At 73.5% G+C, this 23830-nt stretch carries 21 protein-coding genes; 6 read left to right on the top strand and 15 right to left on the bottom strand.

The window, feature by feature from the left end; all coding sequences use genetic code 11:
• Window positions 1-9: 9 nt before the first annotated feature.
• Genes PKE99_RS31120 through PKE99_RS31105 form a run of 4 tightly spaced genes read right to left on the bottom strand, consistent with a single transcriptional unit; the run spans window position 10 to window position 3861 of the window.
• On the bottom strand, window positions 10-1041 hold the full coding sequence (locus PKE99_RS31120; protein WP_037051775.1) for an ABC transporter ATP-binding protein: 1032 nt from the start codon (window positions 1039-1041) through the stop codon (window positions 10-12).
• Window positions 1038-2030 carry an ABC transporter ATP-binding protein gene (locus PKE99_RS31115; protein WP_037051777.1) on the bottom strand — a complete coding sequence of 331 codons (993 nt, stop codon included), beginning with the start codon at window positions 2028-2030 and terminating at the stop codon, window positions 1038-1040. The genes PKE99_RS31120 and PKE99_RS31115 overlap by 4 nt, the downstream gene beginning before the upstream one ends.
• Window positions 2027-2920 carry an ABC transporter permease gene (locus PKE99_RS31110; protein ID WP_037051791.1) on the bottom strand — a complete coding sequence of 298 codons (894 nt, stop codon included), beginning with the start codon at window positions 2918-2920 and terminating at the stop codon, window positions 2027-2029. Before PKE99_RS31110 ends, PKE99_RS31115 begins: the two co-directional genes overlap by 4 nt.
• Window positions 2917-3861 carry an ABC transporter permease gene (locus PKE99_RS31105; protein WP_037051794.1) on the bottom strand — a complete coding sequence of 315 codons (945 nt, stop codon included), beginning with the start codon at window positions 3859-3861 and terminating at the stop codon, window positions 2917-2919. Before PKE99_RS31105 ends, PKE99_RS31110 begins: the two co-directional genes overlap by 4 nt.
• 438 nt (window positions 3862-4299) lie before the next feature.
• Here PKE99_RS31105 and PKE99_RS31100 point away from each other — a divergent pair, with 438 nt between their 5' ends.
• The 4 genes from PKE99_RS31100 to PKE99_RS31085 are packed head-to-tail and all read left to right on the top strand — an operon-like array spanning window position 4300 to window position 10503.
• Window positions 4300-5883, top strand: a complete 1584-nt coding sequence (locus PKE99_RS31100; RefSeq protein ID WP_051738104.1) for an ABC transporter substrate-binding protein — start codon at window positions 4300-4302, stop codon at window positions 5881-5883.
• Entirely contained in the window at window positions 5880-7406 is a 1527-nt protein-coding gene (locus PKE99_RS31095; RefSeq protein ID WP_037051796.1) for an ABC transporter substrate-binding protein, read from the top strand. The genes PKE99_RS31100 and PKE99_RS31095 overlap by 4 nt, the downstream gene beginning before the upstream one ends.
• The gene (locus tag PKE99_RS31090; protein WP_051738105.1) at window positions 7403-8950 is read left to right on the top strand and encodes an ABC transporter substrate-binding protein; all 1548 of its coding nucleotides are present in this window, start codon (window positions 7403-7405) and stop codon (window positions 8948-8950) included. Before PKE99_RS31095 ends, PKE99_RS31090 begins: the two co-directional genes overlap by 4 nt.
• On the top strand, window positions 8947-10503 hold the full coding sequence (locus PKE99_RS31085) for an ABC transporter substrate-binding protein (protein WP_051738106.1): 1557 nt from the start codon (window positions 8947-8949) through the stop codon (window positions 10501-10503). Before PKE99_RS31090 ends, PKE99_RS31085 begins: the two co-directional genes overlap by 4 nt.
• Window positions 10504-10552: 49 nt before the next feature.
• Here the strand turns inward: PKE99_RS31085 and PKE99_RS31080 are convergent, their stop codons facing one another.
• The 11 genes from PKE99_RS31080 to PKE99_RS31030 form a co-directional block, all read right to left on the bottom strand.
• Window positions 10553-11170 carry a GNAT family N-acetyltransferase gene (locus PKE99_RS31080; RefSeq protein ID WP_037051797.1) on the bottom strand — a complete coding sequence of 206 codons (618 nt, stop codon included), beginning with the start codon at window positions 11168-11170 and terminating at the stop codon, window positions 10553-10555.
• A 55-nt stretch (window positions 11171-11225) separates the two neighbouring features.
• A complete protein-coding gene (locus PKE99_RS31075) occupies window positions 11226-11516 on the bottom strand; it encodes a DUF7661 family protein (protein ID WP_051738107.1) in 291 nt (96 codons plus the stop codon).
• An 89-nt stretch (window positions 11517-11605) separates the two neighbouring features.
• Entirely contained in the window at window positions 11606-12655 is a 1050-nt protein-coding gene (locus PKE99_RS31070; RefSeq protein ID WP_231498390.1) for a phosphotransferase family protein, read from the bottom strand.
• Window positions 12652-13443: an enoyl-CoA hydratase/isomerase family protein gene (locus tag PKE99_RS31065; RefSeq protein ID WP_037051798.1), complete on the bottom strand. Its 792-nt coding sequence runs from the start codon at window positions 13441-13443 to the stop codon at window positions 12652-12654. Before PKE99_RS31065 ends, PKE99_RS31070 begins: the two co-directional genes overlap by 4 nt.
• Complete coding sequence (locus PKE99_RS31060; protein ID WP_051738108.1) at window positions 13440-15116, bottom strand: class I adenylate-forming enzyme family protein; 1677 nt, start codon at window positions 15114-15116, stop codon at window positions 13440-13442. Before PKE99_RS31060 ends, PKE99_RS31065 begins: the two co-directional genes overlap by 4 nt.
• Window positions 15113-16075, bottom strand: coding sequence for an SMP-30/gluconolactonase/LRE family protein (locus tag PKE99_RS31055; protein ID WP_051738109.1), 963 nt, complete (start codon window positions 16073-16075; stop codon window positions 15113-15115). Before PKE99_RS31055 ends, PKE99_RS31060 begins: the two co-directional genes overlap by 4 nt.
• A gap of 64 nt (window positions 16076-16139) precedes the next feature.
• Complete coding sequence (locus tag PKE99_RS31050) at window positions 16140-17690, bottom strand: class I adenylate-forming enzyme family protein (RefSeq protein WP_037051799.1); 1551 nt, start codon at window positions 17688-17690, stop codon at window positions 16140-16142.
• A gap of 65 nt (window positions 17691-17755) precedes the next feature.
• Window positions 17756-19153: a phosphotransferase family protein gene (locus tag PKE99_RS31045; RefSeq protein WP_081924626.1), complete on the bottom strand. Its 1398-nt coding sequence runs from the start codon at window positions 19151-19153 to the stop codon at window positions 17756-17758.
• Window positions 19154-19169: 16 nt separating this feature from the next.
• Complete coding sequence (locus PKE99_RS31040; protein WP_037051800.1) at window positions 19170-19811, bottom strand: TetR/AcrR family transcriptional regulator; 642 nt, start codon at window positions 19809-19811, stop codon at window positions 19170-19172.
• Window positions 19812-19898: 87 nt separating this feature from the next.
• Window positions 19899-20825, bottom strand: coding sequence for a cyclase family protein (locus tag PKE99_RS31035; RefSeq protein ID WP_037051801.1), 927 nt, complete (start codon window positions 20823-20825; stop codon window positions 19899-19901).
• Complete coding sequence (locus PKE99_RS31030; protein WP_037051803.1) at window positions 20825-22081, bottom strand: acyl-CoA dehydrogenase family protein; 1257 nt, start codon at window positions 22079-22081, stop codon at window positions 20825-20827. The genes PKE99_RS31035 and PKE99_RS31030 overlap by 1 nt, the downstream gene beginning before the upstream one ends.
• A gap of 63 nt (window positions 22082-22144) precedes the next feature.
• On the opposite strand from PKE99_RS31030, the gene PKE99_RS31025 reads away from it, so the two are divergent.
• Together PKE99_RS31025 and PKE99_RS31020 are read left to right on the top strand one after the other, a co-directional pair.
• Window positions 22145-22912, top strand: a complete 768-nt coding sequence (locus tag PKE99_RS31025) for an enoyl-CoA hydratase/isomerase family protein (RefSeq protein ID WP_037051804.1) — start codon at window positions 22145-22147, stop codon at window positions 22910-22912.
• A gap of 12 nt (window positions 22913-22924) precedes the next feature.
• Complete coding sequence (locus PKE99_RS31020) at window positions 22925-23737, top strand: crotonase/enoyl-CoA hydratase family protein (protein WP_081924629.1); 813 nt, start codon at window positions 22925-22927, stop codon at window positions 23735-23737.
• Window positions 23738-23830: the final 93 nt, after the last annotated feature.

Here is a 23830-nt window from a genome sequence, read left to right as displayed (position 1 = left end):
CACAGGGGCTCAGGTGTGGAGGTGGCAGCGCACCGTGCCGCCACCGGGGGCGGTGACGACGGGCGGGGCCTCGACCTTGCAGACGTCCATCACGTGGGGGCAGCGGGTGTGGAAGGCGCAGCCCGACGGAGGGTTGGCTGCGTCGGGCACCTCGCCGCGCAGCACGATCCGTTCCCGCTCCCGCTGCCGGCGCGGGTTCGGCACCGGCACGGCCGAGAGCAGCGCCTCGGTGTAGGGGTGCGCCGGCCGGTCGAAGAGCCGGTCGGTCGGCGCCGTCTCGACGATCTCGCCGAGGTACATCACCGCCACCCGGTGCGCGATGTGCCGGACGACGGCGAGGTCGTGCGCGATGAACAGGTACGACAGCCCGAACTCGGCCTGCAGGTCCTCGAGCAGGTTGAGGATCTGGTTCTGGGTGGAGACGTCGAGCGCGCTGACCGCCTCGTCGCACACCAGCAGCCGCGGGTTGAGTGCGATGGCCCGCGCGATCGCCAGCCGCTGCCGCTGCCCGCCGGAGAACTCGTACGGGTAGCGCTGGGCGTACGTCGCCGACAGCCCGACGTGCTCGAGCAGGTCCCCCACCCGGGTCGAGCGCTCGGACCGGGACAGCGACTCGTGGACGTCGAGCGGCTCGCCGATGCTCTCCCCCACCACCATCGCGGGGTCGAGCGACGAGTACGGGTCCTGGAACACCATCTGCATCCGCCGCCGGGCCAGCCGCAGGTCGCCGCGGCCGAGGGCGGTGATCTCCTCGCCGTCGAGCCGGACCGAGCCGGCCGTCGGCTCGACGAGCCGCAGCATGGCCCGCCCCGTCGTCGACTTGCCCGAGCCGGACTCGCCGACCAGCCCGAGCGTCTCGCGCTCGCCGATCTCCAGGCTCACCCCGCGCACCGCGCGCAGGGTGCCGCCGCGGCCGAGGATCCCGCCCCGCAGCCGGAAGTCGACGGTCAGGTCCTCCACCTCGGCGACCGGGCCGGCGGGGTCCGCCCGCGGCGAGACGGACCCAGACGTGGATTGGGACGCGTTCACCGCGTTCGTCATGCGCTCCCCTTCAGGGCCAGTTCGGACACGCGCAGGCACCGGCTGGTGCCGCCCTCGGCGAGCGGGTGCTCGGCGACGGCGGTGTCCCGGCAGGCGTCGACGACGTGCCCGCACCGCGGGTGGAACCGGCAGCCGGCGGGCATCGCACCCGCGGGCGGGGTGGAGCCGGGGATCGTGGCCAGCCGCCCCGACCGGGCCGTGAGCTGCGGCATCGCCGACAGCAGCGCCTCGGTGTAGGGGTGGCGCGGGTGCTCGTAGAGCGCGTCGACCCCGGCCCGCTCCACGACCTGCCCGGCGTACATGACCACGGCGCGGTCGCAGATGTCGGCGACCACCCCGAGGTCGTGGGTCACGAACACCACCGCGGTGCCGAACTCGTCCCGCATGGCGCGCAACAGGTCCAGCACCTGGGCCTGGATCGTCACGTCGAGGGCGGTCGTCGGCTCGTCGGCGATCACCAGCTTGGGCTCGCAGGACAGCGCCATCGCGATCATCACGCGCTGCCGCATGCCGCCCGAGAACTCGTGCGGGTAGCTGCGGGCGCGCCGCTCCGCGTGCGGGATGCCGACGGTCGAGAGCACCTCGACCGCGCGGGCCCAGGCGGCCCGTTTCGACCCGCCGCGGTGCCGCCGCACCACCTCCGCGATCTGGTCCCCGACCCGGAACGCCGGGTCGAGGCTGGTCATGGGCTCCTGGAAGATCATGGACAGCTCGTCGCCGCGGAGCGCCTCCATCTTCCGGCGCGGCAGCCCGACGAGCTCGCGGCCGTCGAGCCGGATGCTGCCGGCGGTGATCCGCGCGGACTCGGGGGGCAGCAGCCCGAGCACGGTGAGGCTGGTGACGGTCTTGCCGGAGCCGGACTCGCCGACCAGCCCGACCGTCTCGCCGCGGTCGACGGTGAACGACACGCCGTCGAGCACCTGTACCCAGCCCCGGTCGGTGGCGAACTCGACCTCCAGGCCCTCCACCACGAGGAGCGGTTCGGTCACGACCCCCTCCGGATCTCCCGGCCGAGCGAGTCCCGCAGGCCGTCGCCGAGGATGTTGAACGCGAGCACGGTCAGGGCGATGAGCAGGCCCGGGAACACCGTCAGCCAGGGCGCGGTGGCGGTGTAGCGGAAGCCGCGCTCGATCATCGAGCCCCAGCTCGCGTCGGGCGGCTGCACGCCGAGCCCCAGGAAGCTCAGGCTCGCCTCGGCGAGCATCGCCATCGCCGCCGTGAGCGAGATCTGCACGATCAGCGGCGAGAGCGCGTTGGGCAGCACGTGCCGGAGGATCACCCGCGGTGTCGGGGTGCCGATCGAGCGCGAGGCCTCGACGAAGGTCTCCTCGCGGATCGACAGCACCGTGCCGCGGACCAGCCGGACGAACCGCGGTGCGAAGATCACGCCGATCACGAACATCGCGTTGGTCAGGCTCGGGCCGAGCACGCCGACGAAGGCGATCGCGAGGATCAGCGGCGGGAAGCTCATCAGCGCGTCGGTGAGCCGCATGATCACCGCGTCGACCTTGCGGCCGGCGTATCCCGCGATCAGCCCCGGGATCACGCCGAGCACCACCGCGACGCCCACGGCCTGGGCCGCGGCGACCAGCGAGACCCGGCCGGCGTAGAGGGCGCGGCTGAACACGTCCCGGCCCAGGTCGTCCGTGCCCAGGATGTGCCCGCCACCGGGCTGCTGCAGCACCGAGCCCAGGTTCTGGGCCAGCGGGTCGTGCGTGGCCAGCAGCGGGGCGAGCGCCGCCGCGAGGACGACGAGGACCAGGTAGACCAGGGCGGCGAGGGCGAGCTTCTGCCGCCGGAAGCGGCGCACGAAGCGCGCCCGGGCGCTGGGTTCGGGCGGCGCGAGCGCCTCGCGCCGGTCGAGGGCGGTGGCCGTCACGCCTGCCTCACCTTCGGGTTGAGCCAGCCGTAGGACAGGTCCACGACCAGGTTCACGAGCATCACGATCAGGGCTGCGACGACGACGATCCCCTGGATCATCGGGATGTCCCGCTGCAGCACGGCGCGGATCGCCAGGTCGCCGAGCCCGGGCAGGCCGAACACCCGCTCGACGATCACGGAGCCGCCGAGCAGGAAGCCGACCTGGAAGCCGATCACCGTGACCACCGGCACGGCGGCGTTCTTCATCCCGTGCTTGAGGACCACGGCGCGCCCGCTGAGCCCGTTGGCCCGGGCGGTGCGGATGAAGTCCTGCTGGAGGGTGTCGGTGAGCGACCCGCGCAGCTGGCGGGTGATCTCGGCGGCCACCGCGGTGCCGAGGGTGATGCCGGGCAGGACCAGGCCGCGGGCCCAGGCGCCGACGCCCTCGGAGATCGGCGTGTAGCCCACCGCCGGGAAGATCGGGAAGGCCAGCGCGAACGCCATGATCAGCAGGATCCCGACCCAGAAGTTGGGCAGGGAGATGCCGACGGAGGCGAAGAGCGTGGCTCCGCGGTCCTGCCAGCGGCCGCGCCGCAGTGCCGCAACCACACCGGCCGGCACGGCGATCAGCAGCGCGATCAGCATGGCGGCCAGGGTGAGCGCGAGCGTGACGGGGAACCGGCCGGCGATCGCGCCGGTCACGGACTCGTTGCTGAACAGCGAGCTGCCGAGGTCGCCGGTCAGGGCGTTGCCGGCCCAGGCGGCGTACTGGACGAGGACGGGGTCGTTCAGGCCGAGGCGTTCCCGGGTGGCGTCGATCTGCGCTTCGGTGGCGTTCTCGCCGGCGATCGTGATGGCCGGATCGCCCGGGATCATCAGGACCAGCGCGAAGACGCCGAGGGACACGAGGAAGAGCAGCGGGACCATCATCAGGACACGCCGGACGGTGTACCGGAGCACGGGCGGGCACCCTCCCAGCGGACGGCGGTGTCGCGAGGGGAACTGCGACCGGGTGGTGGGGAAGAAGGATTCGGGATCGGTCGGGAAAAGGGCGCGGAGAATCGTCGTCCACGCCCGGGCACGCCCCCGTCGCGCGGCACCTCCGCACTAAACGATCGTTCGGAAAGGTAGCAAGCGCCACACGGTCCGTCAACCGGCTCTTTACCAGGAACGCCGTCTGAGCTGGGAACCTACTCGGGCGTATCGCCGCCCCTTGACCTCCGCTTGACCCGAGTGGCCCATCAAGATCACCTTAGCGGCCGCCGACAATGCGGGGAAACGACGACTTGTGAATCGCGGCGACTCGTGTTCAGAATGGCGCTGCGCCGGCACGTCCCCGGCGATCCCTCGTATTCTCGCGCCCCGCATCGTCGCGGGCCTGGAGAAGGTGGACCGCCCATGCCGATCCGTCGTGTCCCGGCCGTGTTCACGGCCCTGCTGACCGCGTTGCTCGCGGTCGCCCTGGCCGGCTGCGCCCCGATCTCGCCGTCGGAGGGCGGCGGCGGTGCCTCCACCGCACCGGTCGCCCGGGAGGACCTCGACCCCGAGGCGACGATCCGGTACGCCGACGCCGTCGGCCCCAGCCGGTTCGACCCGCACCGCTCCACGAACGGCCAGGACATCCGCTACCTCGCCCCCGTGTACGACCGGCTCGTGCACCTGTCCTCGGCGGGCGACCCGATCCCCGGGCTCGCCACGGCGTGGGAGTGGCAGGACGACGGCCTCGCGCTCCGGATGACGTTGCGGCAGAACGTCCGCTTCCACGACGGCGCCCCGTTCGACTCGGCCGCGGTCAAGGCCAACATCGAGCGGGAGAAGACCGTCGAGGGCTCCTCGGTGGCCGCGGACCTCGCGAGCGTGACCTCGGTGGAGACGCCGGACCCGAACACGGTCGTGCTGCGCCTGTCGAAGCGCAACAGCATGCTGCTCGGCCTGCTCTCCCACCGCGCCGGCGCGATGGTGAGCCCCACGGCGTTCGACAACCCCGATCTCGACCTCGCCCCGGTGGGCACCGGCATGTACAAGGTCACCTCGTACCGGCCGAACGACGTGATCGTCTACGAGCGCAACCCCGACTACTGGAACCGCGACGTCGTCGGCGCGAAGAGCATCGAGCTGCGCATCCTGCCCGACGAGGTCACCCGGATGAACGCGCTGCGCACCGGCGAGGTCGACGTCGCGCTGCTGTCGGGCCGGCTGGCCGGCGAGGCGAGCGGGCTGCCGGGCATGACGGTGCACCGCGACACCACGCTCACGTACCTGGTGCTGTACCTGAACCGGGCGCGCTCCGAGTTCGGCGACCCCAGGGTGCGCCAGGCGCTCAACTACGCGGTGAACCGCCAGGCGATCGCGCAGGGCATCTACTTCGGCGCCGCGCAGCCGACCGTGCAGCCCTTCCCGCCGGACTACTACGCCTACAACCCCGCCTACCCCGGTGACTTCTACCCGCACGACCCGGCCAAGGCCCGGCAGCTGCTCGCCGAGGCGGGCCTGCCGAACGGGTTCGAGTTCGAGATGCTGGTGACCGCGCTGTCGACCTACACCCAGGCCGGCGAGGCGATCCAGCAGATGCTGGCCGAGGTCGGCATCAAGGCCAACATCCGCAACGTCGAGGCGGCCCAGACGGCCGACGTCTACTACCGCCAGCAGCAGGGCGACGCCCTGGTCTCGCAGTGGGGCGGCCGGCCGGACCCGTCGATGACCATCGACCTGCAGTTCACCTCCACCGGTTTCTCCAACCCCGGCCGCGTCACCACCCCGCGGCTCGAGGAGCTGCAGCGCACCGCCCTCGACACCCTCGACCCGGACAAGCGCCGCGACACCATCCACCAGGAGGTCGGCGAGCTCGTCGACCAGGCCTTCCAGGTGCCGATCGTGCTCGACGAGTCGGTCATCGCGACCAACCAGCGGATCGCCGGCTTCGAGCTGCTGGTGACCGGGCAGGTCGACTTCCAGAAGCTGGCCGTGAGGAAGCAGCAGTGAGGCGCAGGACGTTCCTCGGCCTCGTCCCCGTCGCGGGCCTCGTCACGGTCGCGGGCTGCGCCCCGATCCCGTCCTCGGGCCCGGCGGCGCAGGGCCCGCCGGGCGTGTTCCGGTACGCCTACGAGCTCACGCCGAGCCGGCTGGACCCGCACCGGGCGTCGATCAGCCAGGACGGGGTCACCCTGTTCCCGGCCTACGACCGGCTGGTGCACCAGTCCCCCGTCGGCGAGCCGGAGCCGGGCCTGGCCCGGGCGTGGGCCTGGGAGGACCCGCTCGCGCTGCGCCTGGACCTGCGGCCGGGGGTGACCTTCCACGACGGGACGCCGTTCGACGCGGCCGCGGTCAAGGCCAACATCGAGCGGGCCAAGACGGTCCAGGGCTCGGCGGTGCGGACCGAGCTGGACCCGGTTGCGTCGGTCGAGGTCCGCGACGCCCTGACGGCGGTGCTGCGGTTGTCGTACCCATCGGCGTCCCTGCCCGCCGTGCTGTCCGACCGGGCCGGGGCGATGGTGAGCCCGAAGGCCCTCGCCGACGGCGTCGACCTCGACGCCGTCGCGGTCGGGGCGGGCATGTACCGGATGGTCGAGCACAACCGCGGGCAGATCACCCGCTTCGAGCGGCACCCCGGGTACTGGGATCCGGCGGCGGCCGCGGCGGAGAAGCTGGAGATCCACCACATCGCCGACGCCGCCACCCGGCTCAACGCCGTGCGCACCGGGGTCGTCGACGCGTGCCGGGTACCGCCCGCCCTGCTCGACCAGGCGAAGCAGACCGGGCTCGAGGTCAGCACCGCGGGCTCGCTGAACTTCAACTACTTCGTGCTCAACCGCGCCCGCTCCGCCTTCGGCGACCTGCGGGTGCGGCGCGCGCTCAACCACGCCCTCGACCGGGAGGCGATCCGGCAGGGCGTCTACCGCGGGCTCGCCACGGTCTCGGCGCAGCCGTTCGTCCCGGGCTACTGGGCCTACGACCCCGACCTCGGCGACGACGCCATCCGGTTCGACCCCGACCTCGCCCGCCGGCTGCTGGCCGAGGCCGGGCTCGGTGACGGGCTGCGGTTCTCGACGGTGATCCCGACCGGCTCGGACTACCAGCCGCTGGCCGAGGCGATCCAGGCCCAGCTCGCCGCCGTCGGCGTCACGATGGAGATCGCGCCGGCCGCGCCGGACACCATGGGCGACCTGATGTTCGTGCAGGAGCGGTACGACGCCATGCTCGCCTCCTGGGGCCCGCGGGCCGACCCCTCGATGACCGTCGCCACCCGGTACACCGCGAACGGCTTCGGCAACCCGGGCGGGCAGACCACGCCCCGGCTGGAGGAGCTGCACAAGCAGGCGCTCGCGACGACCGACCCGGCCGCGCGGTCCGCGGTCATGCACGACCTGGTCGACGAGGTGGTCGACCAGGTGCTGGAGATCCCCGTCGTGTTCCCCGAGGACGTCGTGGTGCAGTCGTCGCGCGTCGTCGGCCTCGTGCCGCGGCTGATGCACCGGCCGGAGTTCCGCGGGGTGACGGTCCGATGAGGACGGTCCGCGCCCTCGGCGCCGCACTGCTGCTTGTGCTGGTTGCGGCCTGCGCCCCGATCTCCCCGGCCGGCGGCGGGGCCGAGCAGGCCTCGGGGCCCGCCGACCCGACCGCGATCTTCCGGTGGGCCAACGCCGTGGGGCTCAGCCGGTTCGACCCACACCGGGCCAGCTCCAGCAACGACAACACCCACCTGTTCCTGACCTACGACCGGCTCGTCCACACGGACGCGGACGGCCGGGCCGTGCCCGGGTTGGCCACCGCCTGGGAGTTCGGCCCGGACGGGACCACCATGGACATGACCCTGCGGCAGGGCGTTACGTTCCACGACGGCACCCCGTTCGACGCGGCGGCGGTCAAGGCCAACATCGAGCGGGCCAAGACCGTGACCGGCAGCGCCGTCGCGCCCGAGCTGCGGCCGGTCCGCTCGGTCGAGGTGCTCGCGCCGGACCGGGTCCGGTTCGTGCTCACCGCGCCCACGGCGTCGCTGCCGCTGGTGCTCTCCGACCGGGCCGGGGCGATGATCAGCCCCGCCGCCTTCGACAACCCCGACCTCGACCAGAACCCGGTCGGCGCCGGCATGTTCCGGGTCACCGCCTACCAGCCCGGGGCGCGCATCGAGTACCGCGCGGCGCAGAACTACTGGGACCCCGCGGCGGTGCGGGTCGCCGGGATCGACATGCCGATCTACAGCGACTCCGTCACCCGGCTCAACGCCCTGCGCGGCGGGCAGATCGACGGGGCCGTCCTCTCGCCGGAGCAGGTCGCCGAGGCGCAGGCCGGGGGCGTCCGCGTCGAGCCGGGCCGGACCAGCAACTTCTGGTACTTCCAGCCGAACCGGACCCGCTCGGCGTTCGGCGACGTCCGGGTGCGGCGGGCGATTTGGCACGCGATCAACCGGCAGGCCCTGGTCGACGTGCTCGCCCGCGGCTACGGCGAGCTGTCCGCCCAGCCGCTGCCGGAGTGGAGTCCCGGCCACGACCCGTCGATCGGCCCCGACCCGTACCCGTACGACCCCGCGAAGGCGCGGCAGCTGCTGGCCGAGGCGGGCCTGGCGGGCGGGTTCACGTTCGAGGCGCTCGTCTCGACCAGTCCGGACGTCCAGCGGGTCGCGGAGGCCATCCAGGCCGACCTGGCGGCCGTCGGGATCACGATGACGAGCCGGGTGCTCGAGGGCGCGCAGATCACCGACGAGTTCTTCGTGCGCAAGCAGGGCGACCTCCTGCTCGGCCCGGGTGGCGGCCGCCCGGACCCCGCCCAGACGACCGGGCTGCGGTACCTGCCGGACGGCTTCAACAACCCCGGCGGCCACACCACCCCGGAGATGCAACGCCTGCAGGAGACCGTGCTGCGCACCGTCGACCCGGCCGCCCGCGCCGACGCCCTGCACGCCCAGATGCGCGAGTTCGTCGACCAGGCCTTCGAGGTGATCCTCTACTACGCGACGCCGCCGGTGGCGCTGTCGCCGCAGGTCCTGGACTTCCACCCCGGTCTCGCCGACCGGCCGGAGTTCCGCGGGGTCGCCAAGGCGGCGGCCCAGTGACGGCACAGCTGTCGCGGCGGTCGGTGCTGGCGGGCGCCGTCGCGCTCCCGCTGCTGGCCGCCTGCGCCCCGATCGGCTCCTCGGGCGCCTCGCGGCCCGCCGCGGGCCCCGCCGATCCCGGCGCCGTGTTCCGCTACGCCAACACCATCGGCGTGAGCCGCTTCGACCCGCACCGCGCCTCGTCGAGCACGGACAACACGCTGCTGTTCCTCACCTACGACCGGCTCGTGCACACCGACACCGAGGGCCGGGCCGTCCCGGGGCTCGCGACGGCCTGGCGCGCCACGGACGACGGACGCACGCTCGAGCTGGACCTGCGCGAAGGCGTGCGGTTCCACGACGGCACGCCCTTCGACGCCGCCGCGGTCAAGGTCAACATCGAGCGGGCCAAGACCGTGCAGGCCTCCGCGGTCCGGGCCGAGCTCGCGAGCATCGCCGCGGTCGAGGTCGACGGGCCGCTCCGGGTCCGGCTGCGGCTCACCGCGCCCAACGCCGCCCTGCCGTTGATCCTCTCCGACCGGGCGGGCGCCATGGTCAGCCCGGCGGCGTTCGACAACCCCGACCTCGACCAGGCCCCGGTCGGCGCGGGTATGTACCGCGTGACCGCCTACCGGCCGGGGGCGAGCGTCACCTACCGGCCTGCGGAGGGCTACTGGGACCCCGACGCCGTACGGGTGGCCGGGATCGACATGCTGATCTACACCGACGCGGTGACCCGGCTCAACGCCCTGCGCACCGGCGAGATCGACGCCACCGTCCTGTCGCCGGACCAGGTCGCCGAGGCGCAGGGAGCGGGCATCGCCGTGGCCGCGGGCCGCACGAACAACTTCTACTACCTGCAGCCCAACCGGGCGCGACCCTTCTTCGCGGACGTCCGGGTGCGCCGCGCCCTCTGGCACGCGGTGGACCGGCAGTCCCTCGTCGACGGGCTCGCCCGCGGCTTCGGCGTGATCGCCGCGCAGCCGGTGCCGGACTGGAGCTTCGCGCACTCGCCGGACGTCGGACCGGATCCCTACCCCTACGACCCGGCGCTGGCCCGGCGGCTGCTCGCGGAGGCCGGCTACCCGAACGGTTTCAGCTTCGAGGTCTTCGCGTCCGCGGGCAGCGACCAGGGCAGGCACGCCGAGGCGCTGCAGGACTTCTATGCCGCGGTCGGAATCGACATGCGCATCCGCATCATGGACAGCGCGCAGATCGCCGACGTCTTCTTCGTGCGCGAGGAGGGCGACGGCCTGCCGTCCGTGGGCGGCGGCCGGGCGGACCCCGCCCAGACCACCGCCCTGCGCTACACCGCGGACGGCTTCAACAACCCCGGTGGCGCGGCCCCGCCCGAGTTCGAACGGCTGCAGGCGGAGGTCGTCGCGGCGAGCGACGAGGCGACCCGGGCCGCGGCCTTCCACCGGATGATGAACGCGGTGGTCGAGCAGGCGCTCGAGGTGATCCTCTACTTCCCCACGCCCCCGATCGCGACCGGCCCGCTCGTGCTGGACTACCACCCGTTCCTCGCCGACCGGCCCGAGTTCCGCGGGGTGGCCAAGGCGGCCGCCTCCTGATCGTCGTGAGTGGCGATAGTCGCTATGGCGACTATCGCCACTCACGGGGTCAGGTCGGGCGGGGGTCGCGCCACATGGGCCAGAGGGGTGGGCTGTCGGCGACCGAGATCGGGGTGGCGGCGACGAAGCCCTGCCGCTCGTAGAGGGCCTTGCTGCGGGCGCTCGTCGCCTCCAGGTAGGCCGGATGGCCGGCGCGGTCGGCCCGGGCGAGGACGGGCGCCATGGTCGCGCTGCCGATGCCGAGGCCCTGCCGGCCCGGCCGGACGCCGACGAACCACAGGTACTCGTGGGGCTCGTGCGGGTGGTGTTCCTCCATCACGGTCATCAGCGCGAGAAGCCGTTCGGCGTCGGCACCGGCGCGTTCCGCGAGCGCGCCCCCGAACGCCTCGCCCTCCTCGTCGGACATCGGGGCGCTGCCGTGCGGCACCCACAGGGCGGCGCCGGCGACGTCCGGTCCGGCGGCCCAGGTGTCGTCGTGCTGCGCGAGCACCTCGACGGCGAGGTCGAAGAAGAACTGCGTCCGGTCCGCCCGCTCGACCGGGTCCGGGTGGATCCAGGCGAAGACGGGATCGTCCCGGAACGCTGCGGCGAGCGTCGCGGCCACGGCGGCGCGCTCGCCCTCCCCTGCGCGGCGGACGTGGAGGGTGTCGGGCTGGACGGTCGTCATCGGGTCTCCCCCGGCTCGGTGAGTGGGTCGGCGACGACGGTCCACGCGACCGGTGTCAGGCCCCTGTCGGCCCGCTGTCGGTCGAGCTGTCGGCCGCGCTGTCGGCCGCGTGCCAGCCGACGCGGCGCACGCTCGTGCCGGGGCGGGCGTACTCGTGGAAGAGCACGTCGAGGTGGTCGGCGAGGGACTCCGCGGGCGCCTCCGGCGGGAGCCGCACGTCCTCGGCGGGGCGCCGGCGGCCCTCGCCCACGTAGGAGGCGACCCACCGCCCGTCCCGCCGCTCGACCTCGATCACGGCGCGGCCGTACACGTCGAACCGCAGCCGGCCGCCGTCCGGTGTATCCATGTCGGGCAGTGTCGCGGGTCAAACCACCAGGCGTGGGCGGATGACGAGCGGCGCTCCGCTCACCAGGTGTGAGCGAGAGCGCCGTTCGCTCACCCCAATCCGGCCGCGACCAGCGCCTCCTTCGCAGACTCGCCGAGCAGCCGGCCGGTGGCGACGCGGGCGCGGACCTGGTCCGCGTAGCCGTCGTCGGCCATCACGCCCGCGAGGTAGCGGGCCTGCACGCCGGCGAGGATGCACGCCGAGCGCCAGCGGTTGAAGGCGATCCAGTAGGGCAGGTCGGACACGTCCCGGCCGGTGGTCCGGGCGTAGCGGTCGACCAGCTCGTCCCGCGTCGGGAAGCCGGGGACCGTGGTGGGCCCCGGGTCGGCGCCCTCGGGCAGCTCGTCGCCGGGTTCCTGCCACAGCGAGACCAGGTAGCCGAGGTCGGCCATCGGGTCGCCGAGGGTGGACAGCTCCCAGTCGAAGACCGCCCGGACCGTCCCGTCCGGGCCGAAGGTCATGTTCCCGGGCCGGAAGTCGCCGTGCACGATGCCGCGGGTCTGCGGCGGGACGTGCGCGGCGAGCGCGGCGTGGATCTCGTCGAGCAGCGCCAGCTCGGCGCCCTCGACCCCGGAGTTGCGGATCTGCTGGTGCCAGCGTGCGAGCTGGCGCTCGGCGAACCCCTTCCGCGAGCCCTCCAGCCCGACCGCGTCGGGATCCAGGGCGTGCAGCGCCGCCAGCACCTCGACGACGTGCTCACCCGCCCGGGCGCGCGCCGCGGGCGCCAGCGACTCCGCGGCCGCGGGGTCGGCGAGGACGGTGCCCTCCACGAAGTCCATGACGTAGAACTCCGCGCCGGTGACCGCCGGATCGGCGCAGTACGCGCGCGGCGGCGCCACCGGGACCGCGGTGGGCGCCATCGCGGAGATGAACCGCCACTCCCGGCTCATGTCGTGCGCGGTGCTGAGCACGCCTCCGAGGGGTGGGCGGCGCAGCGCGTAGGCGTGTCCCGCGGCGTCGTCGATCCGGTAGGTCAGGTTGGACCGCCCGCCCGCGACCAACGTGAACCGTGCCGGGCCGGCGAACCCGTCGACCTGCCCGGCCAGCCATGCCTCGACGGCTGCCGCGTCGAGGCCGGCCATCGTCGTCGAACTCGTCATCGCCCCACGTACCTCGGCTCCCGCTTCTCCAGGAAGGACCGCACGCCCTCGCGGTGGTCCTCGGTGGCGAACAGCTCGCCCAGCCGCGTGTTGACCCAGCGGCCCAGGTCGGACCAGTCCGGGTCGAGCGCCTCCCGCAGCCCCGCCTTCAGCGCGCCGACGGCCAGCGGCGGGTTCGCCGCGATCCGCCCGGCCAGCTCCAGCGCGGTGGGCAGCAGCTGCTCGTCGTCGACGACGCGCCCGACCAGCCCGATCCGGCCGGCCTCCTCGGCGTCGATGATCTCGCCGGTGAACAGCAGTTCCGCCGCCTTCTCCCGGCCGACGAGCTGGGCGAGCCGCGCGATGCCGGCGACGTCGCTGCACAGCCCGCGCTTGACGAACAGCTCGCCGAACTTCGCGCGCCGCGCCGCGACCCGGAAGTCCGCCATCAGCGCCAGCTCCATGCCCCAGCCGACCGCCGCGCCGTTGACGGCGGCGATCACCGGGACGTTCGACGTGAGCAGCGCGCCGGCCGCGGGGGTCAGCCGCGGGGCGGGCCGGGGTGGGCGCTTCTCCGGGTCGCCCCCGCCCATCAGCTCGCGGACGTCGTCGCCCGAGCAGAAGGAGCGGCCCTCGCCGGTGATCACCAGGACCCGGGCGGTGGTGGTGCGGACGAGGTCCTCCAGCTCGTCGTACGTCCTGCGGCGCAGGGCGTTGTGCACCTCCGGCCGGGCGATCGTGAGCACGCCGACGTGCCCGTCCTCCTCGTACCGGATGTCGGTGAGCGCCGTCCCCGGGCTCGCGGTCATGCCTGCACCTCCGTGCGCAGCTCGCGCTTCAGGACCTTGCCGCTGGGTGTGCGCGGCAGCGGCTCCGCGCGGAACACGACGTGCTCGGGCACCTTGAACTCGGCCAGCCGCTCGCGGACGTGCTGCTGCAGCTCCGCGGCGGTGACCTCGACCCGGGTGTTGACCACGGCCACGGCCTGCTCGCCGAGCCGCTCGTGCGGGATCCCGACGATCGCCACGTCGGCCACCGCCGGGTGCTCGAACAGCGCGGCCTCGACCTCCGCGCAGTAGATGTTCTCGCCGCCCCGGATGACGACGTCCTTCATCCGGTCCACGACGTACACCCAGCCGTCGCGGAAGAACCCCAGGTCACCGGTGTGGAACCAGCCGTCGGTGAAGGCCGCGGCCGTGCCCTCGGGGTTGTTCCAGTACCCGCGCACCACGTTGGGCCCGCGGAACCAGAGCTCGCCCACCCCCTCCGGCTCGGCGTCCTCCCCGGTCGCGGGGTCGACGACGCGGATGTCGGCGCCCGGGGCGAGCCGGCCGACGCTGTCCGGGTGGGTCACGTAGTCCAGCCCGGTGTTGGAGACGACGGCGCTGGTGGTCTCGGTGAGCCCGTAGCCGTTCGCCGGGGACACCACCGAGGCGAACTGGGTGTCGATCAGCCCGATGAGGTCCGGCGGGATCGGCGCCCCGCCCATGCTGAGCGCGGCCAGCGTCTGCAGCCCGCCGCCCTCGCGCGCGGCCTGCTCGACCAGCTGCCGCCCGACCGTCGGCACCCCCGACACACCGGTGAGCGCCTCGCGGCGGACCAGCTCGAGCGCCTCGACCGGGTCCCAGCGGTACTGCGTGACGAGCTTCCCGCCGGTCAGCGGGGTGTAGGTCAGGCTGGTGATCCCGGCGATGTGGAACAGCGGGAACGTGCACAGCGCGCCCGGCTGCGGCGCCGCCGGGTCCGGCTCCGGCGGGGTCCCGCCGTTCGCGACGATCGCCGCGACCCGGGCGCCGAGCAGCGTGTTGAGGATGTTCGTGCAGTGGTTGCGGTGCGTCCCGACCGCGCCCTTCGGCTTCCCGGTGGTGCCGGAGGTGTAGAGGATCGTGGCGTCGTCGTCGGGGTCGATGGTGACGTCGGGGAGCGCGGCGTCGCGGTCCAGCGCGGCCAGCACCTCGGCCCACGGCCGACCCCGGCCTTCGCCCCGGACCTCGATCATCGGGAGGTCGATGCCCTCGAGGATCGCCGCCCGCTCCCCGTCCGCCACGACGAGCCGGGCCTCGCAGTTGTCGAGGGCGTAGCGCAGCTCGGGCCCGGTCCACCAGGCGTTGAGCGGCACGAACACCAGCCCGGACACCGCGCAGGCGTAGAACCAGGGCGCCCACTCCGGGTAGTTCCGCATCGTGACGGCGACCCGGTCGCCCCGGCGCAGCCCGTACTCGTCGTGCAGCAGGCGGGCCAGCCCGGCGACGGTCCGGGCGTGCTCGGCATAGGTGACGTGCTCGTCCCGGTACACGGTGAAGACCCGGTCGCCCCAGGTCCGGCCGATCTCGAACAGCTCCCGCAGGGTGTGCGGGCCCCGCTCGTAGACCCGCCACGGAATCCCGCGGACCTCGGTGTCGACCAGCGCGAACTCCGCCCCGGGCGCGGTGAGGGCGGCGGTGGGCTCGGCCCGCACGCTCCCGCCCGACGTGACCGTCATGCCCGGAACGCCAGGTCGAGGCCCGGGTGGGGCCATTCCGTCGCGTACAGCTTCCCGCGCCCGGAGGAGGTGATGTAGGCGGTGCGGGAGTCGGCGCCGGCGAAGCAGATGTTCGTGACGAACGGGTCGGGCTCGGGCACCGGGACCTGCTGCTCGAGCGTGCCGTCCGGCCGGATGATGCTCACCGCGCCGGTGATCAGGGTGGCGACGCAGACGTTGCCGGCGCCGTCGACGGCCAGCGAGTCGAGCAGCTGGTAGCCGGGGAAGCCGTGCAGCAGGTTCGCCCCGCCCGGTCCGCGCGGCGGGTCGCCGGCCGGGCCCAGCCGCGCCGGGCCGAGGACCTCCCACTCCCAGACCCGGCCGGTCTGGGTCTCGGCGACGTAGAGCCGGGAGCCGTCCGGGGACAGCCCGACGCCGTTCGGCGTCATCAGCGGGTGCACGACCTCGGTGATCGACGACCCGTCCGGCAGCGCGTAGCAGAGCCGCCCGACGTCCATCTCCCGGCCGCGGTTCTTGCCGAGGTCGGTGAACCAGAAGCCGCCCGCGGAGTCGAAGACGATGTCGTTGGGCCCGCGCAGCGGCCGCCCGTCGACCTCCGTGTAGAGGTCCTTCACCTCGCCGTCGAGCGTGACGCGCTGGATCCGGCCGCCGCTGTAGTCCGCCGGCTGGTGCCCGGGCGCGACGATGCCCTCCGGCCGGTCGTGCCACTCGAAGCCGCCGTTGTTGCACACGTAGATCGCCCCGTCGGGACCGACGGCGGCGCCGTTCGGGCCGCCGCCCAGCTCGGCGACGACGTCGACCGACCCGTCCGGCCACACCCGTGAGAGCGTGCCGCGGCGGATCTCCACGAGCACCACCGAGCCGTCCGCGAGGGCGATCGGCCCCTCCGGGAAGCGCAGCCCGGAGGCCACCTCGCGGAGCACGGGAGCGGGGTCGGCAGCGGGGTCGACGCTGACCATGCGGTTCTCCTTCCGACGCTGGAAGACCGGGAACGAAGCGCGCTGAACGAGCGTTCAGCTCACGTTAGGAAGGGCTCGCCGCGGTGTCAACGGACTCGCGGACCAGGGTGCGCAGCTCGGGCTTGCGCACCTTCCCGCTCGTGGTCCGCGGCAGCTCGTCGACCAGCAGGACCCGGCGCGGGATCTTGTACCCGGCCAGGTGGCCGCGGCAGAACTCGCGCACGTCCTCCTGGGTGGGGGTGCGGCCCTCGCGCGGCTCCAGCACGGCCACGACGATCTCGCCCCACACCTCGTCCGGCTGCCCGACGACGGCCGCCGCGGCCACGTCGGGATGCTGGAACAGGACCTCCTCGACCTCGCGGGAGTACACGTTCTCCCCGCCGGTGAGGATCATGTCCTTCTTGCGGTCGACGATGTAGAAGTAGCCGCGGGCGTCCCGCCGGGCCAGGTCGCCGCTGTGGAACCAGCCGTCGCGATTGGCCTCCGCCGTCGCCTCGGGCCGGTTCCAGTACCCGGTGCAGACCTGGTCGCCGCGGATCAGCAGCTCGCCGACCTCGTCGTCCGCGGTGTCGTTGCCGTCGGCGTCGACGATCCGCACGGACGACAGCCACTGCGGCTTCCCGACGCTGGTGAGCAGGGACTCGTCGGACTCCAGCGCCCGCACGTGGTCGGCGGAGCCGTGCACGACGACGTTGCCCGCCAGCTCGGTCATGCCGAACCCGGTCTGCCACCTGACGTCCGGGAACGCGGCCATCGCCTCGCGCAGCACGGCGGCCGGCATCGGTGCCGAGCCGTAGCTGATCCGCCGCAGCGACGAGACGTCGAACTCCCGGAAGCGGGGATGGCGCAGCAGCATCGCGAGCATCGTCGGCGCCACGGAGGTCTGGCGGACCCGGTGGGTCTGCACGGCCTCCAGGAACCCGACGGCGTCGTAGCGGCGCAGCAGGACCATCGAGTCGCCCTTGACGTGGGCCATCGGCACGCCGTAGCCCGCGATGTGGCACAGCGGCCACGGCATCAGCGACACCCCGGGGTCGTGGTCGTGCTCCCAGCTGATCAACGAGTTCATGACGGCCGCGACGACGTTGCGGTGGCTCAGCACCGCGCCCTTGGCCCGGCCGGTGGTGCCGGAGGTGTAGATCAACCAGGCCGGGGAGTCCTCGTCGACCGCGGGGGGTTCCACCGGGTCGCCGAGGAGGTCCTCCCAGGTCAGCGCCCCGTCCGCAGGTCCGTCCACGCACACGACGCTCCGGATCGACGGCACGTCCGCCATCGCCTGCCGGGCCGTCTCCAGGTACTTCTGCTCGGTGATGAGCATCGTCGGCGTGGAGTCGTCCAGGTTGAGGGCGACCTCGCGCGGGCTGAGCCGGTAGTTGAGGAACACCAGCGCCATCCCCGCGGCCGGGACGCCGTAGTAGGCCTGGATGTACTCCGGGTTGTTCTCGGTGAGGATCGCGATGCGGTCCCCGGGGGCGGCGTACCGGGTGAGCCCGTTCGCCAGCCTGCGGACGTCGCGGTCCAGCTCCGCGAACGTCCAGGAGCGGTCCTCGAAGAGGAGGGCCGGTTCGTCCGCGCGCCGCGCGGCCGTGAAGGACAGCATGTCGCCGATCCGCATTCGTGCTCCTTCGCACGGGGTGGGAACTGCAGGGGGTCAGAACTGCACGGGCCGGAACTGCCGGATCACTCGCCCGGGTGGGCCAGGTACTTCGGGTTGGCCACGAGGAGCCGGTCGGTGATCCCCGCCCGGACCGCCGCGAGCAGCGCCGGATCCTCCGGGTCGACGACGCCGGCGCGGATCGCGGCGGCGAGGTCGGCCTGGTCGGCGCGGCCGAAGCGGGCGAGCCGCTCGCGGTGCCGGCGCTCCTGCTCCGGCCCGAGGGCGAGCTCCCGCGCGACGGTGTCGACGACGTTGGCCGCGACCCGGGCGTTGAAGCTCAGCCGGCCCTGCGTCCCGGGCATGACGTCCTCGCGCAGGTAGAGCGCGACCGCGTCGAGCAGCTCGCGGCTCGTGGGCCGGCCGTGCAGGTCCGACGGCGGGGCCTCGGGGGTCTCCGGCACGTCCCCGACCGGGAGGCCCAGCGCCAGGAACAGGTCGTGCTCCTGCTCGCACACCCGCCGCCCGATCGCGGCCAGCTCCACGGACGGAACGGCGCCCGAGAGGTGCCGCTCGGCCATGCCGCGGCAGCCGACGGCCCAGCGCGCGGTACCGAACACCTGCCACCAGCGCACCGCCTCGGGATCCGGGCGGTGCCCGGCGACCTCGGCGTACCCGTCGAGCAGCTGGTCGAGCGGGCCGAACCCGCCCACCGCGGGCGCGGCGCCGAACCGCCAGCACTTCACGCAAAGCCAGCCGAGGTCCTCGCGGGGGTCGCCGAGGTGCACGACCTCCCAGTCCAGAACGGCCTTCAGCCCGTCCGTCGCGACGATCATGTTCCCGTTGCGGAAGTCGCCGTGGACGACCGACTCGGGGACCTCGGCGGGGCGGTGCTTCTCCAGCCAGTGCAGCGCGATCTCGATCGACGGCAGCGGCTCGCCCAGCTCGTCGTAGGTCTGCCGCAGGTGCTCCAGCGGGTCCCGGCGCTCCAGCCCCGGGACGTCGGCCGGCGGGATCGCGTGCACCCGCGCGACCGCGCGGCCCAGCTCGGTGGCCAGGGTGCCGCGGACCTGCGCGTACTCCGGGTCGCGCAGCAGCCGGCGGGCGAGCGTCTCCCCGTCGACGTGCCGGGTGACCAGGTACGGCGCCCCGACGACGGCGGGGTCCGTGCCGTGGTCGACCAGCGGCGGCACCGGTACGCCGGCCCGCTCCGCGGCCGCGATCGCCCGCGCCTCGAGCGCCATGCCGTCCGGCCGGCCCGGCCCGGGCGGGTCGCGGCGCAGCACCAGCCGCTGCGTGCCCGCGTCGGTCCGGGCGCCGAACGACCAGGTCTCGCGGCTCGCGCCGCCCGTCAGCCGGTGCAGCCCGACGACCTCGACCGGGCCGTCGAGGACTTCGGTCAGCCGGACGGAGAGCAGCTCCGCGAGCACGGCCGGGTCGGCGGGGTCGCCGGTCGGCCTGCGGGTCTCCGCGGCGGCGGTCATGCCGCACCCCCACGCGTCAGGCGGGCGGGCGGTCCCAGGGACCGGGGTCCACGGCGTCGACCATGTCCAACGCCAGGCGCTGGTAGCGGCCCACCATCTCCTCCGGCGAGGCGGGCCCCTCCGGCGAGAACCAGCTCGCGACCCCCGTGCACATCACGACGATCGCCCGCGACGCCTCGTTGGGCAGCGGCGTGCGGAAGGCCCCGAGCTCGACCCCCCGGGCCACCACCTCGTCGAACATCCGCTGCTGCGCGTGCCGCTTGGCCAGGTGCGGGGTGCGCACCGGCTCCTCCAGGGCCCGCAGCTCGCTGGTGCCCAGCAGGGTGCCGCGCTGGTCCTCGAGGTGGAACAGCACCTGCACCTCGACCAGCGCCCTGAGCTGGTCGGCCGGCTCGTCCCCGGCCCGCTCCAGCGCCTCGCGGGTCCGGGTCAGCAGCGCCTCGATCCCGCGCTCCATGATCATCGCGAGGACGGCCTGCTTCGATGGGAAGTGGTGGTACAGCGCGGCGGGGCTCAGCCCGGCCCGCAGCGCGATGTCCCGCACCGACGTCCCGTGGTAGCCGTGCTCGGCCATGGTCGCGATCGACGCCTCGAGGATCGCCGCGTCGCCCGGCGGCGCGTTCGGGGGCCGCGTGGCGGGCTGGTGTGCTCGCGCCATCGATCCCTCCCCAGCTCACCGGTCCGTCCGGGGCCCCGGACGGTTCCGGGAAGGCTACCGGGCTGCGCCGCAGGAGGTCCGCGCGCGTCACTTGATCGCCAACGGGTTGATGGGCGAGCCCAGGGCCCGCTGGAACTTGATGGGCGGTGCGGTGAGGAAGAAGTCGTACCGGCCGTCCTCGGCGCAGTCCGCGGAGAGCTCCTCGAAGTCGAGGATCTCGCCGAGCGTCATGCCCATGTCGCGGATCAGCACCATGTGCACCGGCAGCTGCTCGTCGGGCAGCTCGCCCGGGAGCACCTCGATCGCCCAGTTGTCCGAGCAGACCGCGGCGACCTCGTGCTCGTGCAGCCACTCGCAGCAGTCCAGGCCGAGCCCGGGCTCGCCGGCCATGAACGCGGCGGCGTCGGCCTCCACGAGGAACTTCCGCCGCCAGCCGGTGCGCACGAGCAGGATGTCCCCGCCCTGCAGCGCGACGCCCTGGGCGGCCATCGCCGCCTCGAGCTCGGCCGGGGTGATCACCTCGCCCGCCTCCAGCCACTCGACGCCGCGCTGCCGGGCGACGTCGACCAGCACACCGCGTCCCGCGATCCCCTTGGCCTGGTGCTCGATCGAGTTGGCGGTGGTGCCGTGCGGGCTGACCGACGAGGCGGGGAACCCGTTGTAGAGCTGGTCGTCGTAGAAGACGTGGGCCAGCCCGTCCCACTGCGAGGCGCTCTGCAGCGGCATGAACACGTAGTCGTCGGCGTAGTGGAAGGCGCCCGGGTAGTTCTGGTCCGCGCCCGTCTCCGACACCAGGATCATCGGGTTGATCCGGCCCCCGCCCGGCTGCGGGCCCCCGCGGCCGAAGGGGATGCCGAGGTCGAAGATCCGCCCGTCACGCACGAGCCCGGCCGCCGCGGCGACCCGCTCGGGCGTGAGGAGGTTGGTGGTGCCGCGCTGGTCGCGGACGCCGTCGCGGTCCCATCTCCCCCAGTTCGACAGGCGCTTGCCCAGCTCCCTGAAGTCCCGTGTCATCAGCGCACCTTGTTGGGCCCGGCGAAGCCGAAGAGGTAGCCGGCGACCTTGCGCATCTGGATCTCCTCGGCGCCCTCGGTGATCCGGTAGCGGCGGTGGTGGCGGTAGATGTGCTCGAACGGGGTGTGCCGGGAGTAGCCGAGGCCGCCGTGGACCTGCATGGCCCGGTCGGCGGCCTCGCAGACGAACCGGTTGGCCCGGTAGTTGCACATCGAGACCTTGTCGCTGATCTCCATGTGCGGCACCCGGTCGAGCTCCCAGGCGGTCTTGCGGACCAGCCCGCGCAGCATCTCGGCCTCGGTCTGCAGCTCCACCAGCGGCCACTGGATGGCCTGCCGAGTGGCCAGCGGCGCCCCGAACGTGACCCGCTCGCGGGCGTAGGCCACGGCGCGGTCGATGCAGAACTGGCCCGCGCCGACCCCGGAGGCGGCCTGGCGGATCCGGTTCTCGTGCACGAAGGTCTGCGCCACCGCCAGGCCCATGCCCTCCTCGCCGAAGATCGCCGAGTTCGGCACCCGGACGTCGGTGATGGTGACCTCGGCGTGGTCGGTGGGCATGTTCAGCGTCCACCAGTGGAAGTCCACCGAGAACCCCGGGCTGTCGGTCGGGACGAAGAACGCGGTGATCCCGCGGGCGTCGCCGTCCTTGCCGCTGGTGCGGGCGAACACGACGTCGTGGGTGGCCGAGTGCATCCCGGAGTTCCACCGCTTGGCGCCGTTGATGATCCAGTCGTCGCCGTCGCGGACCGCGCGGGTCTCCATCCAGGTCGCGTCGGAGCCGTGGTCGGGCTCGGTGAGCCCGAACCCGATCCGGGCCTGCCCGGTGAGCATCGGCTCCATGTACTCGTCGAGCTGCTCGGGGGTGGCGAAGCCCAGCAGCATGTGCGCGAACGGGAAGTTCCCCACCACGCTCGACTCGTTCTGCAGGTCGTTGTGCAGCCCCAGGCCCTTGCGCGCGAGATGCTCGCGGATCACGGCCATGTCGAAGTTGCTGCCGTCCTGCCCGCCCACCTCCTTGGGCAGGGCGTAGCGCAGCCAGCCGGCGGCGTCGGCGCGGCGGCGCATCTCGCGCAGCAGCTCCTCCCACTCCCGGCGCGGGGTGCCACCGGCCTCGAAGTCGGTCCGCGCCCACTCCCTGCGGTGGTCGAAGAACCGCTCGTTGTCGTCCTGCGCCTGCAGCGGGACGATCTCCCGCTCGATGAACGCGTCGAGCTCGTCGAGCTTCTGGGTCAGCTCCACCGGCAGTGCGAAATCCACGGGCCCTCCTTAACGATCGTTCAGCTAGGATGCATCGGCACGGGCGCCGAGGGAAGGGGTCGGATGCAGGAGATCCGGTACGAGGTGGCGGAGCGCGTCGCCACACTGACGATCGACAGGCCCGCGAAACGCGGGGCCATGACGTACGCCATGCTGGAGGAGTTCACGGCGCGGATCGACGAGGCCGGCCACGACCCCGAGGTCGCAGTGCTGCTCGTCACAGGGGTGCCGGGCAGTTTCTGCGCGGGGATCGACCTGGCCGATCTGGCAGGTCGCTCGCCCGACGAGCGCGGCGCCGTCCGCTCGCGGGAGATCCCGGCCCTGATGGAGTGCCCGAAGCCCGTGCTCTGCGCAGTCGACGGGATGGCCGTCGGCATGGGCGCGGAGTTCGCCACGCAGGCCGACCTGCGGCTCGTCTCCACCAGGGCGCGGTTCCGGTGGAACTTCGTGCACCGCGGGCTCGTCTCCGACACGGGCGCGGGATCCTGGCTGCTGCCGCGCCAGATCGGCACGCCCGCGGCCCTGCGGCTGCTCTACACCGGGGACGACCTCGGTGCGGACGAGGCCGTGGCGCTGGGGTTCGCGGTGTCGTCGCACGCGCCCGAGGAGCTTCCGGACGCGGCGCGGGCGCTGGCGGTGAAGATCGCGACGGCGTCGCCCTTCGCGCTGGCCCGGACCAAGAAGCTCGTGCTCGACGGCGCCGGGATCGGGATGGCCGACCACGTCGCCGCGACGCGGGAGGCGCTCGCCGAGTGCTTCGCGTCGGAGGATCATGCCGAGGGGGTCGCGTCGTTCCTGGAGCGGCGGCCGGCCCGGTTCACGGGGAGGTAGGAGTTGACCGAGGTGTCCGACACGTCCGCGCAGCGGGTCACCGTCGAGATCACGGACGGGGTGGCCGACGTCCGGCTGGCCCGGCCGGAGAAGCGCAACGCCCTCGACCCGGCGATGTTCGCCGCCCTCGTCACCACCGGCGAGCGGCTGCGGACCGAGCCCGGGCTGCGAGCCGTCGTGCTGTCCGGCGAAGGGCCGGACTTCTGCGCCGGCCTCGACTTCGGGTCCTTCCAGGCAATGCGGGACGGGCAGCGGCTCTCCGCCACCGCCGACCTCCCGCCCGGCGACGGGCCCGCCAAGGCCACCGGGCAGCGGGCGGCGTCCGTCTGGGCGCAGGTGCCGGTCCCGGTCATCGCGGCGATCACCGGCAACGCGCTGGGCGGCGGGCTGCAGGTCGCGCTCGGCGCGGACATCAGGATCGTCGCGCCCGACGCGTCGCTGTCCGTGCTCGAGGTCAAGTGGGGCCTGATCCCGGACATGACCGGCACGCAGGTGCTGCCCGAGCTCGTGGGCCGCGACGTCGCCAAGGAGCTGACGTTCACGGGCCGTAAGGTGCGGGGCGAGGAGGCGGTCGCGCTCGGCCTCGCCACGCGGGTCGACCCCGACCCCCGGAAGGCGGCCCTCGAGCTGGCCCGGGAGATCGCGGGGCGCAACCCGCACGCGGTCCGCGCGGCCAAGCGCCTGCTGGAGAGCTCCGGCCGGGTCGACGCCGCCACCCAGCTCGCCGCGGAGCAGACCGAGATCGGCGCGCTCATCGGCAGCCCCAACCAGGTGGAGGCCGTGACCGCGTCCTTCGAGAAGCGGGCCCCAAGGTTCACGGACTGACTGTGAAGGTGGCGCTACCGGCCCGGTGATGGTGGGTTGGTGGTCGACAGCGGCGGGTGTGGCTCTCCGTCTGACTGGCCCCTCGGTCATGGG

This window comes from Pseudonocardia halophobica (genome assembly GCF_027922425.1).
Classification (GTDB): domain Bacteria; phylum Actinomycetota; class Actinomycetes; order Mycobacteriales; family Pseudonocardiaceae; genus Pseudonocardia; species Pseudonocardia halophobica.
Note: the sequence above shows the minus strand (reverse complement) of the source record. Positions and strands in the feature narration are given on the sequence as shown.

Coding starts and splice junctions, on each gene's coding strand:
- PKE99_RS31120 (WP_037051775.1), bottom strand. CDS start 1,041: ATGACGAACGCGGTGAACGCGTCCCAATCCACGTCTGGGTCCGTCTCG.
- PKE99_RS31100 (WP_051738104.1), top strand. CDS start 4,300: ATGCCGATCCGTCGTGTCCCGGCCGTGTTCACGGCCCTGCTGACCGCG.
- PKE99_RS31090 (WP_051738105.1), top strand. CDS start 7,403: ATGAGGACGGTCCGCGCCCTCGGCGCCGCACTGCTGCTTGTGCTGGTT.
- PKE99_RS31080 (WP_037051797.1), bottom strand. CDS start 11,170: ATGACGACCGTCCAGCCCGACACCCTCCACGTCCGCCGCGCAGGGGAG.
- PKE99_RS31075 (WP_051738107.1), bottom strand. CDS start 11,516: ATGGATACACCGGACGGCGGCCGGCTGCGGTTCGACGTGTACGGCCGC.
- PKE99_RS31070 (WP_231498390.1), bottom strand. CDS start 12,655: ATGACGAGTTCGACGACGATGGCCGGCCTCGACGCGGCAGCCGTCGAG.
- PKE99_RS31065 (WP_037051798.1), bottom strand. CDS start 13,443: ATGACCGCGAGCCCGGGGACGGCGCTCACCGACATCCGGTACGAGGAG.
- PKE99_RS31060 (WP_051738108.1), bottom strand. CDS start 15,116: ATGACGGTCACGTCGGGCGGGAGCGTGCGGGCCGAGCCCACCGCCGCC.
- PKE99_RS31055 (WP_051738109.1), bottom strand. CDS start 16,075: ATGGTCAGCGTCGACCCCGCTGCCGACCCCGCTCCCGTGCTCCGCGAG.
- PKE99_RS31050 (WP_037051799.1), bottom strand. CDS start 17,690: ATGCGGATCGGCGACATGCTGTCCTTCACGGCCGCGCGGCGCGCGGAC.
- PKE99_RS31045 (WP_081924626.1), bottom strand. CDS start 19,153: ATGACCGCCGCCGCGGAGACCCGCAGGCCGACCGGCGACCCCGCCGAC.
- PKE99_RS31040 (WP_037051800.1), bottom strand. CDS start 19,811: ATGGCGCGAGCACACCAGCCCGCCACGCGGCCCCCGAACGCGCCGCCG.
- PKE99_RS31035 (WP_037051801.1), bottom strand. CDS start 20,825: ATGACACGGGACTTCAGGGAGCTGGGCAAGCGCCTGTCGAACTGGGGG.
- PKE99_RS31025 (WP_037051804.1), top strand. CDS start 22,145: ATGCAGGAGATCCGGTACGAGGTGGCGGAGCGCGTCGCCACACTGACG.